At 56.3% G+C, this 14,969-nt stretch carries 13 protein-coding genes; 9 read left to right on the forward strand and 4 right to left on the reverse strand.

Annotated elements, in window-relative coordinates; translation table 11 throughout:
- Positions 1-85: 85 nt before the first annotated feature.
- On the forward strand, positions 86-574 hold the full coding sequence (locus RA28_RS04050) for an Lrp/AsnC family transcriptional regulator (protein WP_039525723.1): 489 nt from the start codon (positions 86-88) through the stop codon (positions 572-574).
- Between the two features lie 53 nt (positions 575-627).
- On the opposite strand, the gene RA28_RS04055 is transcribed toward RA28_RS04050, so the two are convergent.
- Complete coding sequence (locus RA28_RS04055) at positions 628-2,517, reverse strand: PhoX family protein (RefSeq protein ID WP_039523963.1); 1,890 nt, start codon at positions 2,515-2,517, stop codon at positions 628-630.
- A gap of 255 nt (positions 2,518-2,772) precedes the next feature.
- Positions 2,773-3,723 carry a LysR family transcriptional regulator gene (locus RA28_RS04060; protein WP_039523965.1) on the reverse strand — a complete coding sequence of 317 codons (951 nt, stop codon included), beginning with the start codon at positions 3,721-3,723 and terminating at the stop codon, positions 2,773-2,775.
- A gap of 128 nt (positions 3,724-3,851) precedes the next feature.
- Here RA28_RS04060 and RA28_RS04065 point away from each other — a divergent pair, with 128 nt between their 5' ends.
- The 7 genes from RA28_RS04065 (at position 3,852) to RA28_RS04095 (ending at position 12,244) form a co-directional block, all read left to right on the forward strand.
- Entirely contained in the window at positions 3,852-4,856 is a 1,005-nt protein-coding gene (locus tag RA28_RS04065) for a TAXI family TRAP transporter solute-binding subunit (RefSeq protein WP_039523967.1), read from the forward strand.
- An 86-nt stretch (positions 4,857-4,942) separates the two neighbouring features.
- Entirely contained in the window at positions 4,943-7,156 is a 2,214-nt protein-coding gene (locus tag RA28_RS04070) for a TRAP transporter permease (RefSeq protein WP_039525726.1), read from the forward strand.
- Between the two features lie 4 nt (positions 7,157-7,160).
- A complete protein-coding gene (locus RA28_RS04075) occupies positions 7,161-8,399 on the forward strand; it encodes an NAD(P)/FAD-dependent oxidoreductase (RefSeq protein ID WP_039523969.1) in 1,239 nt (412 codons plus the stop codon).
- A 47-nt stretch (positions 8,400-8,446) separates the two neighbouring features.
- A complete protein-coding gene (locus RA28_RS04080) occupies positions 8,447-9,187 on the forward strand; it encodes an aspartate/glutamate racemase family protein (protein WP_039525730.1) in 741 nt (246 codons plus the stop codon).
- Between the two features lie 122 nt (positions 9,188-9,309).
- Positions 9,310-10,038, forward strand: coding sequence for a TSUP family transporter (locus RA28_RS04085; RefSeq protein WP_039523971.1), 729 nt, complete (start codon positions 9,310-9,312; stop codon positions 10,036-10,038).
- A 13-nt stretch (positions 10,039-10,051) separates the two neighbouring features.
- Positions 10,052-11,065, forward strand: a complete 1,014-nt coding sequence (locus RA28_RS04090; RefSeq protein ID WP_052261264.1) for a D-cysteine desulfhydrase family protein — start codon at positions 10,052-10,054, stop codon at positions 11,063-11,065.
- A 99-nt stretch (positions 11,066-11,164) separates the two neighbouring features.
- Positions 11,165-12,244, forward strand: a complete 1,080-nt coding sequence (locus RA28_RS04095) for a PLP-dependent cysteine synthase family protein (RefSeq protein ID WP_039525736.1) — start codon at positions 11,165-11,167, stop codon at positions 12,242-12,244.
- A 119-nt stretch (positions 12,245-12,363) separates the two neighbouring features.
- Here the strand turns inward: RA28_RS04095 and RA28_RS04100 are convergent, their stop codons facing one another.
- Entirely contained in the window at positions 12,364-13,278 is a 915-nt protein-coding gene (locus RA28_RS04100) for a LysR family transcriptional regulator (RefSeq protein ID WP_039523973.1), read from the reverse strand.
- Positions 13,279-13,376: 98 nt separating this feature from the next.
- Here RA28_RS04100 and RA28_RS04105 point away from each other — a divergent pair, with 98 nt between their 5' ends.
- Positions 13,377-14,024 carry a class I SAM-dependent methyltransferase gene (locus tag RA28_RS04105; protein ID WP_039523974.1) on the forward strand — a complete coding sequence of 216 codons (648 nt, stop codon included), beginning with the start codon at positions 13,377-13,379 and terminating at the stop codon, positions 14,022-14,024.
- A gap of 120 nt (positions 14,025-14,144) precedes the next feature.
- On the opposite strand, the gene RA28_RS04110 is transcribed toward RA28_RS04105, so the two are convergent.
- Positions 14,145-14,948: a TIGR01458 family HAD-type hydrolase gene (locus RA28_RS04110; RefSeq protein WP_052261340.1), complete on the reverse strand. Its 804-nt coding sequence runs from the start codon at positions 14,946-14,948 to the stop codon at positions 14,145-14,147.
- Positions 14,949-14,969: the final 21 nt, after the last annotated feature.

Below are 14,969 nucleotides of genomic sequence, written 5' to 3' on the forward strand. Positions count from 1 at the left end.
GCATAGTATAAACTTGTTCCAGCAGGAGAACGGACTGAATTTTTGTGATCAGTGGTTGATTGGACTGAAAAGTGGACATTTCACGATGCAAAACGACTTATCGTATTTGGATCGGTTCGATCAGGCGATCCTGACCGTTCTCGCGGAAGACGGTCGGATTTCGGTTGCGGACTTGGCGCGCCGGATCGGCCTGTCCAAATCGCCGACACAAGCCCGGCTCAAGCGACTTGAGGCGGACGGTATCATCACGGGCTATCGTGCGATGCTGGACCCGATACGATTGGGGCTGGACCATGTGGCATTTGTAGAAGTGCGTCTGAACGATACCCGCGAAAAAGCCCTGGCCGAGTTCAACGCGGCCGTTCGCAGAATTGCCGAGATCGAGCAGGCTCATATGATCGCCTCGAATTTCGACTACTTGCTTAAGGTGCGAACTGGCTCGATGTCGCAATACCGTTCTGTACTGGCCGAGAAAATCTCGTCGCTGCCCCATGTGGCCAACACGTCGACCTTTGTCGCAATGGAAGCGGTGAAAGAGACCGGGTTGCTGGGTCCGCGGGGCCACGAGCCATGACAACAAAAAACGCCCCTGAACGTGCATCCAGGGGCGTTTGAATTTCTACAGGCTTAACCGACGAGACCGTTGTCAGCGCGTTTGATCGCGATCACGGACGAGCGGGGCGTTCCGCCATCTGGCCAGTTGCTGCCCGGATGCTGGATGCCAACGAACATTGTGCGCAGATCATTCGACCACGCCAGCCCGGTGACTTCGCAACCGTTCGGGCCGGTCATGAAGCGGGCAATTTCGCCCGTGACCGGGTCACCAACCAGCATCTGGTTGTTGCCGTTGCCTGCGAAGTCTTCTTCGTTGTCGTCGTTGCCATCCGTCTGGATCCAGACCATTCCGGTCGAGTCGATCGCCATGCCATCGGGCGAGTTGAACAGGTTGCCTTCGTTCACATTTGGCGAGCCTGCGCGATCATCCGCGTGAACAGTCGGGTTGCCTGCCATCACGTAGAGGTCCCATTCAAATCCATCGGCGGCATGATCGTCGTTCGCGGGACGCCAGCGAACAATCTGACCGTATTTGTTTTCATTCCGCGGATTTGGTCCGTTGGCCGAGGTGTCGTCACCACCTGCATTCGGTTTGACGCCACGGTTTTTGTTGTTGGTCAGGCAGCAATAGGCCTCGACCGCGACGGGGCTGGAGGCCACCCACTCGGGGCGGTCCATCGTCGTACCGCTGGCAGCCGATGCAGCCATGCGGGTGAAGATCAGAATCTCGTCCGCGTCCATGCCAGTGGTTTCCGGCGTCAAAGGCAGCCATTTGCCCGACATGTCGTCGTCGAATTTGGCGACGTAGAGCGTGCCGTCATTCAACAGGCTTTCGGTGTCAGCACCCGGCGCGTATGCCGCGTTGGAGACGAATTTGTAAAGATACTCGCCGCGTTCGTCATCGCCCATGTAGACAACGACACGTCCGTCTGCTGCCAGGGTGACTTCGGCATTCTCGTGTTTGAAACGACCAAGGCCGGTGTGCTTGACCGGTGTGCTGTCTGGCTTTGTTGGGTCGATTTCGACGATCCAGCCCGCGCGGTGCGGCTCGTTCGGGTTTTTCGAGGTGTCAAAACGGGGGTCGAACAACTCGTACCCATTCCAGCTTTCTGCCTTGATGCCATACCGCGTCATGCCGTCCGCAACTTTCGGATCATAGCTGGCATTTTCGTCGGACGAGCCGAAGTAGCCGTTGAAGTTCTCTTCACAGGTCAAATAAGTGCCCCAGGGCGTCTTGCCCGAGCCGCAGTTGTTCATCGTTCCCAGCGATGCGGTGCCGGTCGGGTCAGCCTCGGTCTTGAGCAGATCGTGACCGGCCGCGGGACCGACAATCTTCATCGGGCTGTTGTGATGAATGCGGCGGTTGAACGGGCTGTCCTTGACGACAGACCATCCTTCGGGACCTTCCTGGATTTCCATAACGGTCACGCCCTGAAGGTTCTGCAGTTTCAGAACGTCATCTGCGCTGGCTGGAACGCCTTCCTGTGCTGCGGCGAGGTTGATCTTGCGGTTCGGGTACTCGTGGTTGATCGCGATCAACTCGTGACCTTGGTACGAGAATGTCTCCATTCCGTCCGTATTTTCACCAAAGACCTTGTCCGAGTTCTCGACCGGGCCGCCGTCTGTCAGATCGTAGCCGTCAGCGTCCGAGAACAGCGGATCGCCCCAACGCATCAGCATCTTCCATTCGTAGCCTTCTGGCACGTGAACGGTGCCATCGGTCTGCGCTGCGATGGGGGTGAAGGCAAATCGGGAAGTGGATTGTGCGCGCGCAGCGGTCGAATTCATCAGACCCGCACCCATCGCTGCAGCCCCTGAACCGAATGCCACCACGCCTGCAAGAAAACCACGACGCGATATGGCGCTCTCGACCACGCGATCAAAGTCGTTTTCCTCGGGGCGGGGGAAGTGCAGCTCGTCCCAATCGTCTGCGGACAAGGTGGTGGGGTCGACGTCTGTCATGGATAGCTCCTGGCTGTCTGGAATGAACGTAGATGACCCGCATATAGTTCCGAATTGTGACAGTTTGTTTTCAGTTTTCTGATGTCTGCGTTGGAAAAGGCTGAAGGACCCTTTGGCAGAACATCGTGATAGAAGAATCGCCAAACTGCACAAATTTCTTGCACATGAATGGATCCGATCTTCGGTTCAGCCCGACGCGGTTCGCCTATCCAAGACGGAAAGCGATTCAATTGGGGTATGCTCTGCTTTCGCGAGTCAGTCTACTGGCAATTCGGAGCTTGGGTTGGCACCAATGTCTTCCAACATCGCAAGAACTTCGGCCTTCCACCCTGCTTTGATCTTGAGCGCCAGTTGCGACGGCGGGCGGTGGGCCGGTACAAGGACCGCATATTCGTATCTGAGCGGTTCCCGGAACGGAACGAACACCACGCGTCCATTGGACATGTTCAATTCACGCTCGGTCGCTACGGTCAAAGGATCGACAATGGTGCAACACTGGCCGGAACTGACAAAGGGAATGAGCGGCAGAAAATACTGACAGGTAACGCTGGGATTGTACCTGGAAGCCGCCTTTTGGAATTCTGATTTGATTTTTTGCTGAAAGGGATGAGCGGCATGCAGCCCACCCATCGGCACACCGTCCAGATCGGAGATCGAGATTCCGTTTTGCGATGCCAGTGGGTTGTCGCGATCAACCGCGCAATAGCAGTCTCCGTAAATGATCTCTGATGAGAATTGCGGTCTTCGCCCCTGTCTGTCCTCGAAATCCGCAAATCCAAAATCGATGTTCTGGGTTCCTGCCAACTCCATGATCTGGGGCGAGCTTCGGGTCGAAAGAGTAATGTCGATTTCAGGGTTTTCCCCAATTGAATTGCTGATGAAACGCGGGAACAAATAAGCCGAGGGGCCGGGCATGGTGGCGACGTTCAAACTGCCGGTGCTGGCTTTGACCAGCCCATCCATCGTTCTGGATATCGTCGATATCCGGTCCAAAATACCGGTCGCCTCTGCCAGCAGGTAATGCGCTTCGGGCACCGGAATGAGCCTGCGGCCACGGCGTTCGAACAAGGTCAATCCAAGAGCCTTTTCAAGGTTCTTGATGGCTAGACTGATCGCCGGCTGCGTTCGGTTGAGTTTCTTGGCCGTCTGCGAAATGGAGCCTGTTTCCATCACTTCGCGAAATACGGTGAGCTGTGTAAGGTTCATGGCTTATCCATAAGGAAAAGTTTAGTTTAGTAAAATATAACAAATTTGTATTTATGGAAATTGTATCTACGCTGGCAGGATCGAAATTCGGGCGAACCGATTCCAAACTCTTAAACAGGGAGACTAAAATGAAGTTAGTGAAATGCCTCACCGGGCTCGCTTTGGCAGGTGCCCTCGCGGCCCCAGCTTTCGCACAAGACCCAACGTTTTTTCGCATCGGAACGGGCGGCGCAGGCGGGACATACTTTCCGATTGGCGGCACCATCGCCAATGGAATTTCGGCACCTCCGGGATCTCGCCCCTGTGAAGAAGGTGGTCAATGCGGTGTTCCGGGTCTGATCGCCATTGCGCAATCGACGACAGCTTCGGTTTTCAATAACGCCGCTGTTCAGAATGGCGAACTTGAGGCCGGCCTTGCAGCAGCTGACGTAACCCGTTCGATGTATCTGGGCGAAGGTAAATTCGAAGGAAAGCCCCATCCAAACCTTCGTATCGTCGCCAACTTGTTCCCCGAAGACCTGCATCTTGTGCTTCCGGCTGGAGAAACAATCAACGACCTGAGCGATCTGGAAGGCAAACGCGTTGGTATTGCGCAGGCCGGTTCGGGCACCCAGGTCGCGGTTTTGCAGATGCTTGAGGCGTGGGGCGTCAACCGCGACAACATGGATGAAGCCGAACTCAACAACAGCCAAAGCGCCGAGCGTTTGGCGGATGGTCAGCTGGACGCCTATTTCTATGCCGCCGGTTGGCCTGTCGCCGCCATGGTCCAGTTGTCTTCGACAAAAGGCATGAACCTGCATTCCTTCTCGGACGAAGATCTTGCCAAGATCAACGAAATCATACCGGCGTATATTCCTTCGGCCATTCCGGGCGGGGTTTACGAGGGTGTTGATGCGGACACCAAAACACCGGCGGTAAGCGCGATGTTGGTCGTTTCGTCCGACCTGTCAGAAGATCTTGTGTATCAGTTGACCAAGGCCCTGTGGAACGACAACACGCGCAAGCTGCTGGATAACGGCCATGCGAAAGGCAAGCAGATTACACCCGATACGGCACTGGACGGCGTCGAAGCACTTGGTGTTCCCCTGCATCCGGGGGCCGAGAAGTTCTATAAAGAGGCTGGCCTCCTCTAAGCCGCTGAAGTTTAACCAGACTTCTAACGACGGCACCCCGTTTTGGGGTGCCGTACCGATACCGTCGCGCAAATCAGGGTGCCTTTATGTCCGAGACCCAAAAACTTGATGACCACGAGCTGACAGCCGAAGAACTCGCCGCCATTGAAGAGCAGTTCGACGAAGGTGCGCAAACTCGGAAAGTCACTCCGACCGCAGGCAAGGTGTTGCGTGTCGTCGCGCTGATTTTCGCGTTCTACGAATTCCTGACTGCGGGGTTCGGCCTGCCGGCGGATCACTGGCACATGGGCATCTATCTCGCGGGCCTGTTTATCTTGATCTATGCGACAATTCCCATCTTCGGCTCCAAGAATCTTTACGCTTTGAAGGTCAGCCGATTCCGGGTCGGAAACATCCCGCTGTATGATCTGGTTTTCATGGTCATGGGCGTTATTGCCGCGCTGTATGTCGGCTTCGCCTGGCGCGGAATTCCGTTTCTTGGCATCGAGGAACAAACGTTCAGAATGGGGAACCCGAACGGGTACGACGTGTTTCTGGGCGTCGTGATCATCTTGTTAGTTCTTGACATTGCCCGCCGAACCCTTGGGTGGGTTCTGCCGCTGATCATCTGTGTTTTCATCTCCTATGCCCTGTTGGGGCCCTATTTTCCCGGACTGCTTCAACACCCGGGCGTGAATTTCAAAACATTCGTGTCGTCGATGTATTTCCCGCAGGAAGGCATCTACGGCGTTACGCTCTGGGTCGTTTCGACCATCGTGTTTCACTTTGTCTTGTTCGGCGTGATTGCGCAGCGCACAGGTCTGGGGCAGCTTTTCATCGACAACGCGACGATCCTGGCGGGTCGGTATACGGGCGGGCCCGCAAAAGTGTCTGTTGTGTCCTCGGCCTTTTTTGGCACGATTTCAGGGTCATCGGTGGCAAACACCGTATCGACAGGGGCCTTGACGATCCCCAACATGAAGCGGCTGGGCTATCCGGGTCATTTTGCCGGTGGGGTCGAGGCCGCATCGTCCGCGGGCGGGCAAATCACGCCTCCCATCATGGGGGCCGCCGCCTTCATCATGGCCGAATTTCTTGAAGTGCCGTATACAACCATCGTGATCGCCGCGATCTTTCCCGCGGTTCTGCACTATGTCGGCGTCTTCGCGGTGGTTCATCTGATGGCCCGCAAGCTAAGCCTGCAGGGCCTTGCCAAAGATCAACTGCCGCAGCTCAAGGCTGTTTGGAGCGAGGGGTGGGCGAATATCGTCCCATTGATCGGACTGCTTGTGGTTCTCTTTTCGGGGTACACGCCGTTTATGTCCGCATTTTGCGGCATCTCGCTTGCCGTTATCGCAGGCATGTCACGCCTGAGGCAACCGCGGACACTGATCTATGCCGCAGCATTCCTGGCCTTTGTCATCTGGAAGTTCTTGGATGGAGGTTTCGATCTGACAATGACGGCGATCCTGTGCGCGCTTTCAGTCATTGCCACGCTGAATCCGCAGAAGAGGATCGAGGTTCCTGAAATGCTTCAGGCCGTGGAATTGGGCGTGAAATACTCGCTGGCGGTTGGGGCAGCAGCGGCTGCAGTTGGCATCGTCGTTGGCGTCATAAACACCACGGGCATTGGGTTCCGCATTGGCTTCATGGTGACGCAAGGCGCCGGAAATCTGGCGGCCGATCTGTATAGCATGATTTCCTTCAGCAGCTTTCAACTGTTCGCAATGGAAGACCTGCAACTGTTCATCTCGCTGGTCTTTATTGCCATCGTCTGCATCCTGATGGGAGCCGGAATTCCAACGACCGCGCTGTACATCATGCTGGTCTCGGTCGCGCAGCCGGCACTGGCGCAATTGGGCGTTCCACCGATTGCGAGCCATTTGTTCGTGCTCTACTACGGCGTTGTGTCTGAGATCACGCCGCCGGTCTGCACGTCGGCCTATGCGGCGGCTGCCATTGCAAATTCGAACCCCTTCCGAACGGGTTTGTCGGCCTTCACGTTGGGATTGGGCAAAGTGATTGCCCCCATGGCCTTCGTTTACGCGCCTGTGCTGCTGTTTGTATCCTCGACCGGATTTGACCTATGGGAGTTCACCTATACGGCGAGCAGCTGTATCGCCGGTGTGATCGCCCTTTCAGCCGCAGTTGTGGGGTACTGGTTGCAGCCGTTGAATATGGTGTCCCGGATACTCATGGCAGTTGCGGGTGTGATCTTTGTCGCGCCGTCGCTGACTGCGGATCTGATTGCCTTGCTGGTTGCGTCGCCTGTGATCGCCACTCAGTTGATCGCGCGCCGCCGAACCGCTTCGCTGCCCTGATCAAATGAGCGAACGCATCACGATCCTTGGTGCCGGCATTGTCGGCATCTGTTGCGCCCTGTCGCTGCAGGAACGGGGCATCGCGGTCCGACTGGTTGATCGCGCGCAACCGGGGCAGGAGACGTCTTTTGGCAATGCCGGGGTGGTTTCGCCATGGTCGGTCATCCCGCAGCCAGTGCCTGGCATCTGGAAACAGCTTCCGGCGATGCTTTTCGACAGAAACAGCGCTTTGTCGGTTCGCCCGGCATTTTGGCCAAGGATGATCCCGTGGGGGCTTCGGTTTATGCGAAACTCCAGCGAGCCAAAAGTCCGGGAAGCGTCCGATGCGATGGAACTGCTTTGTCGCCCGTCCATCGAACTGTACCGCAAGCACCTGATTGGCACGGGTCATGAAAACCTGATCGTCGACAGTCATTATGTTCATGCGTTCCGGCAGCCAGAACAGGCAAGCCTGGAAGACTTGGGTTATCTGATCCGAGCCGAAAAAGGCGGGGATCTGGAGCGGATCGGCAGCGACGAGTTACACCGCCTCGAACCCGCCTTGTCCCGGGCTTTCCAGGCGGCGATCCTGATCAAAGGACAAGCGCGGGTAACGTCTCCGGGGCGCGTTGGCGCTGTGTTGGCTGAAAAAGCGCGGGATCAAGGCGCAGAGATCATCAAGACCGACGTCCAAGGGATTGCGCACGCGGAAGACGGCTATTGGCACCTGACCACGTCGGGCGAACCACTGCAGACCCGCAGCATCGTGTTGGCGGCTGGGGTCTGGTCGGCAGACCTGTTGAAACCTTTGGGACTTTCCGTGCCGTTGGTCGCCGAACGCGGGTATCACATCGAACTTCCGAATGCGTCTGTCAGCCTCAACCACTCGGTGATGGATGTGGATGCGAAAGTCGTCGCAAGCACGATGCAGGGCGGCCTGCGTGTCGCGGGAATGGCAGAGTTTGCGGGTATCGAGGCACCGCCCGATCCGCGCAAACAGACGATTTTACAGGAACAAGCCAAGGCCATGGTCCCCGATCTTGATGTGTCGGAGGCCCGGTTCTGGATGGGACGGCGCCCCTCTTTCCCGGACAGTTTGCCAGCCATTGGCGAGGTGAAAGGCAAACCGGGATTATTCTGCGCGTTCGGGCATTCTCACTACGGGCTGATGATGGCGCCAAAAACGGGCGAACTGGTGGCCGATCTCGTGTCTGGACGCCGACACAATGTGAACCTTGGAAAATTCTCGTTGGCGCGTTTTTGAACCCGGCACCATCGTTGGAACTGTTCAGCAGAAAGGACCCAGAGAAAATGCCAGTTTACCGTGGCGGACAAAACATTTGCGGTGCGTCAATCGGCGTTCTGTGCCTGGAAAGCTATTTCCCCAAGCCGCCGGGGCATATCAAGAACCCCTCTGGCCTGCCGTTTCCCGTACTTTATGAGATGATCGACGGGATAACTGTTCCGACGCTGTTGAATAACCCCACACCCGAGTTGCTGGAACCTTTTATTGTCGGCGCGCAACGGCTTGAGGCCGAAGGGGTCAGGGCCATTACCGGAAGCTGTGGTTTTTTGGCCTTGTTCCAAAAAGAGCTGGCAGCTGCCGTATCCGTTCCCGTTTTTGCATCAAGCCTTATTCAAGTGCCCTTGGCATTTCACATGACCGGCGCAAATGCGCCCGTTGGAGTTCTGACGGCTGACGCCTCGGCCCTGACACCCAGACATTTCCAAGGCGTGGGTGCTGACGATATACCGGTGGTCGTGAAGGGGCTGGAAATCACCAACGAGTTCGCCGACGTGATTTTGCGCAATTTACGCACAAACATGGACACTGATCTGATCGAAACAGAAGTATTGCAGGCCGCACGCGATCTGAAAACGGAAGCGCCCGAAATTCGGTCTTTGGTTTTGGAGTGTACGGATCTGCCGCCTTATGCCGCTCGCATACAGGCAGAACTGCAAGTGCCGGTTTTCGACCTGACAACCCTTGCCCAGATGGCGCATTCCGTTTCCACGCGTGCGCCGTATTCTGGCATTATGCCTTGGGGTTGAATGTCGTTGCCACAGGGTCGCAGATACGCAGTATTGCCCGCACATACAAACCAAGTGAACCTTGATCGGATGTTCTGCTCGCGCCAATTGATGCCGGTTCAGATCCTGAAAACAGGATTGAAATGTCGTTAGAATTGTCGATCCTGATGTTGGCCGTTTGTCTCGGCGCGGTGCTTCAAGTCGGTATTGGTATCGGGTTTAGCATTGTGGCCGGTCCACCAATGATGATTCTGCTGGGGACGGCGACGGCTGTGCCAGCGCTTTTGTTATTGAACACCATCGTGTCGGTGGTTGCCACGGACTGGCGCGTGCTTGCGGTTGAGAAGCAGACAATAACGACCGGGGTCGCCGGATGCCTTGCCGGCGTTTTGCTGGGGCTTTTGGTTTATCCGTGGCTCAGCGAAGCGTTCGTATTGGCGCTGACCGGTTTTCTTTTGTTGATCGGTGTCCTGATCACATTATTGCCAATCCATACGATGGTCGGGACCGTGGGATTTGCCGCTGTCTCAGGCCTGTCAGGGCTCGCGACGGTTTGGGCCGCAACCCCCGGGCCGCTAATGGTCTTTGGATTGATCGCAAGGGGGTTTGGTGCCAAGGACGTAGCAGTGCTTGTTCAACCGATTGCTTTGGTGGCCTATGGCACGGCATTCTTTCTGCATGGCCTGTCCGATTGGCCGTCAATCCCGTTTGGACCGCAGCTTTGGTCCTTTGTTGGCGTTGCCGCGGTTGGGAGTTTTTTAGGGCGGGCTGTCAGATCGCATCTGCCGCAGGTCTTCATCAAATCCGCGATCCGAGCGATCTCGCTGGTAGCCTGCTATGTTCTTTTGCATCGCGCATACATGTTGGCCTGAAGTCTGAAGGTGAATGATGATCCAAGATAACCTGTTGTCCGGCTTTCCCAGGGCTCAACTCATGTCCGGCGCGACGCCGTTGGAACGGCTGGACCGAATGTCGGAAAGAGTGGGCATCGACCTTTGGCTCAAGCGCGATGATCTGACCGGACTGGGGTTCGGAGGCAACAAAACCCGCCAGTTGGAGTTCTATTTGGGTGATGCGCAGGCACGTGGGGCGGATACCATACTGATCACAGGTGCGGTTCAATCGAACTATGTGCGTTCCGCAGCCGCAGCCGCAGCACGGTTGGGGATGAAGTCGGTTCTGCAACTTGAAGAACGGGTGCCAGATATGGGGCCGGAGTATTACGATTCCGGCAACGTGCTGTTGGCCAAAATTCTGGGTTCGGAGCATATGAGCTTTCCGGTCGGCGAAGATGAGGAAGGCGCCGATGCCGCACTTCATGCCCGTGCTGATGCGCTCAGGGCGCAAGGGCGAAACCCGTATGTCATTCACCTTGGCCTGAACCACCCGCCGCTCGGCGCGCTGGGATATGTAGCCGCGGGGCAGGAACTGTGCCGGCAAATGCGGGACTTTGAAGCTGTGGTCGTGCCGTCCGGCAGCGGGGCAACGCATGGTGGGTTGCTGACAGGGGTCAGAGCTTCGGGCGTTGCCGCTCCGGTTTTTGGGGTTTGCGTGCGGCGCAACAGTGCTTTGCAACGTGAACGGATGGCGACCGTTCTGGAAAAACTGTCAGCTATTCTGAATGTTGAATCACCAGTGTCCGACAATGACATCAACGTCTGGGATGGCGCGCTTGCCCCGGGTTACGGCAGGCTGGGCCCGAAAACGCAAACTGCGCTCGAGATGATGGCGCGGACCGAGGGGATATTTCTGGACCCCGTCTACACGGCCAAGACCTTTGCGGGGTTATTGGACTTGGTTCAGGACAATCAAATCCAAGAAGGGCAAAAGGTCGTCATGATACATACTGGCGGTGTGCCTGCGTTATTTGGGTACCGCTCGGCGTTGGTTGGAAATTGACTGAATTCAATGCGTCCTTTGCGTAGCGCGATGTGTTATCGTCACCCAAACAACATCGGAACCGATGGCACGTTACAAGTAAGCAAGTGGGAGGACGTCATGGCAATCCGGAACACCAAGGGGCGAGGGCGCTTGTATGACAGCGTTCTGGACACTGTGGGTGATACACCCTGCATTCGCGTCGGAAGAATTGCGCCATCCCATGTGGATGTTTACGTCAAATTCGAGGCATTCAATCCGGCGGGGTCCGTAAAGGATCGTTTGGCGCTCAACATCATCGAAGCTGCCGAGCGCGATGGTCTGCTGAAACCGGGCCAAACCGTTGTCGAGGCGACGTCGGGAAATACCGGAATAGGTCTTGCGATGGTCTGTGCGGCCAAGGGATATCCTCTTGTCGTGACGATGGCCGACAGTTTCTCGGTAGAGCGAAGAAAGCTCATGCGTTTTCTGGGGGCCAAGGTGGTTTTGACGCCGCGTGCGCAGAAAGGTTTTGGCATGTACACCAAGGCCAAGGAACTGGCCGAGGAAAATGGATGGTTCCTTGCCAGCCAATTCGAAACCGCAGCCAATGCCGATATTCACGAGCACACGACAGCCAGGGAAATCCTTGCAGATTTCGATGGGCGCAGCCTCGATTATTGGATCACCGGGTATGGGACCGGCGGCACGGTGTCCGGCGTCTCTCGTGTCCTTAAAAAAGAGCGCCCGGATACGAAAATCATCCTCACCGAGCCGTCCAATGCCGCCATAGTTGGTTCGGGCTATGTCAATTCACGCAATGGAACCCATCAGCCCACTGAAAGCCACCCGGCGTTCGAGCCGCATCCTATCCAAGGTTGGACACCGGACTTCATTCCCTGGGTGCTGCAAGAGGCGATTGATCAGTCCTACTATGACGACCTGATCCCCATTCCCGGCAGCGACGGAATTGCCTGGTCTCGACGCCTGGCCGCCGAAGAAGGTATCTTCACCGGAATCTCTGGCGGTTCGACGTTTGCGGTGGCCATGAAAGTGGCGGAGACTGCGCCCGAAGGATCCGTCATGTTGGTGATGTTGCCCGACACGGGCGAACGCTATCTTTCCACGCCTCTCTTTGAGGGAATCGAAGAAGATATGACGGAAGAGGAACAGGCAATTTCAATGTCCACGCCGTCGGCACAAATGGGCGAAGGGTCGTAGCGATCAAGGACGGTCCCAATTGATGAGTATAGGCATTCGGTGGCTGGAAAACTGGACTGACAAACCGGTCGTCCAAATTGTCGGATCATAGCCTTTGCACCTGCGCCCGTGGTTGGCATTCAAGGGTGGTTTTGAGCGTCACGTGTGTGACGGGTCAACTGCTCGGCCAGCACGTCAAAAACCAACCGAATGCGTCTTGCTGTATGCAGTTCCGAATGTGTGGCAAGCCAGATCGGGAACTTGAACGGGACGCGATCCGGCAGGACTTTCTCGACGCCCGGTGTCATTGCGGCGACATCGTCAGACATGACGCTGACACCAAGGCCCTGGCGCACCAACTCCCACGAGACAATCCCGACTTTTGACCCGATCCGAAAGTTCCGGGTGGTAACCGGAATACCGGCGGGATTCAGAAAGCCGATCATCGTACCCACGTCGCCAAACCCGACGAAGTCCAGCTTCGCCAGTTCAGCCTCTGTTTTTGGGCGCCCGACCTGATCAAGGTATGATGGCGCGGCATAGAAATGCGCAGTCGCCTCAGCCACCAGTTTGGCGATCAGGTTCGGCTGTGTCGGGCGAACATGCCGGATGGCTATGTCGGCTTCGCGCCGTTGAATGTCCTGAAGATCGTTTGCCGCGACCACGTCAATCTCAAGGCGCGGCGCGATCAGCCGGATTTGCTTTAGGATGGGCGGGAGTTGATAGGCCGCCATGACATCGGATGCGGTGATCCTGACGAGTCCCTCGATGGTCTTTGACTGCCCGGTCGCAGTTATCGAAATGCGGTTGGCAACATCGGCCATCTCGCGAACATGCACCAGCAGATCAGCGCCGCTGCCGGTCAGGTTCAGCGATTTGCCAACACGTTCGAACAGCGTGACGCCAAGCGACCGTTCAAGAGCGGCAACCTGCCGCCCCACTGTTGGTTGAGTCTGCCCAAGCACACGTGCCGCAGCCGAAAAAGACCCTTCTTCCGCAGTTGCCAGAAACGCGCGCACTTGGTTCCAATCGTAGTTGATGGCTGACCAGTTCATGCATTAATGCATAACACTTCTGCAATTCGAGGCAATTCCCCCTAAATGTGTTTAAAGGTAGTTGGTCCCGAATTTGTGAAACAAGAGAGCGATACCCCATGGCAGTACGATCAAAAGACGCCGCCTTCTGGAGCAAAATCTCGCGGAAGTACGCTGCGAACCCTATCCGAGACATGGATGGCTATATGTCGACGCTTGAACGGACGAAATCTTATCTGAGTCCCGATGATAGTGTTTTGGAGATCGGTTGCGGCACAGGATCAACCGCATTGCTGATCGCGCCTGAAGTGGCGCACATCACCGCGACGGATATTGCGCCAGGCATGATCGAGATCGCCAACGAGAAACTGGCCACTGAGCATGCGCCAAACGTAACGTTCAAAGTCGCCGAGGTGCTGGAACACTCCTTGGATGGCGCTGAGTATGATGCGGTGCTCGCTCACAATCTGCTCCACTTGGTTCCGGATCTCGACCACGCGCTTGACCATATATTTTCGCTGGTCCGGCCCGGCGGTGTTTTCATTTCAAAGACCGTCTGCGCACCAGAGCGGCGGGGCCTGAAATTTGCCCTGATCAGCAAGGTCGCGATACCGGTGATGCAGGTCTTTGGCAAAGCCCCGTTTGTCGAATTTATCTCCGCTGCGGAGTTGGAGCAGAAAATTGGTCGCGCTGGCTTTGAGATCATTGAGACGGCGGATCAAATCGGAACGCTGCGAAGTCGGTATGTTGTGGCCAGAAAACCCTGAGCGTCACTGATCGGCGGCGTTGCGTGGTTCTTATGCGTCGTGAACGATAGGTCCCAGATGCGGACTGTCTCGCATTCCTGAACCTCTGTCGACCTTTGGGCTGTGTGCATCTAGCGCTGCTTAATGCTGTCCTGATACGACCAATTCGACGGCTTCGCTTATCCCTTCCACGGTCTCAGAAGGTTTTGGATCATAGCGGATTTCGTCTCCGGCTTGGTACTTCCCGCTTCGAACCAAAATCGCGTTACCTACACCTGCTTTCAAAGCACCGGCGACGTCGCTTTCCGCGTCGTCGCCAATCATGGTCAGATCGGCCAATGCTTGTCCCATGCTTTGGGCCGCTGATCCAAAAAACGTGGGCGAGGGTTTCCCAAACAATTCCGCATTTTTTCCACTCGAATACTCCAGCGCCCGGACAAATGCGCCTGCATCCAGGCTGAGTTCGCCATCCGCATCCAGGAACTTTCTGTTGGACGCCAAAGCGAGAAAAGGGGCGCCTTTGTCGATCTGGCGAAAGGCTGCATTCAGCCGCTCGTAGTTGAAATACGGGCCTGCGTCACCGACGACGACGGCGACGGATCCTGACTCGGGGCACGTTGCAAAGTCTTCTTCCAGATCGGGGTGAATCAATAAATGCGGCACAAGACCATTTGCCCTTAACCAGGCGCACGCGGCTGCCGCCGGCGTCAGGATTTCATCGGCTTCTGCGTCAATTCCAAAACCCTTGAGTTTCTGATGAATAACGCGTTTTGGCCGCCGGGTAGAATTTGTGAGAAAACGAACCGGAAGTCCTGCGTCGCGAAGCGTAGAAACCGCCTGTGCCGCACCGGGCAAAGGTGCACTGCCCTGATAAAGAACACCTGCAATATCGAGCAGAATACCGCGTGTCACACCAGCCTCACAAACTGCAAAATCGGTCGCCATAAGGGCCAAGTTGCCCAAGTG

It is taken from the genome of Ruegeria sp. ANG-S4, from assembly GCF_000814005.1.
Classification (GTDB): Bacteria; Pseudomonadota; Alphaproteobacteria; order Rhodobacterales; family Rhodobacteraceae; genus Ruegeria.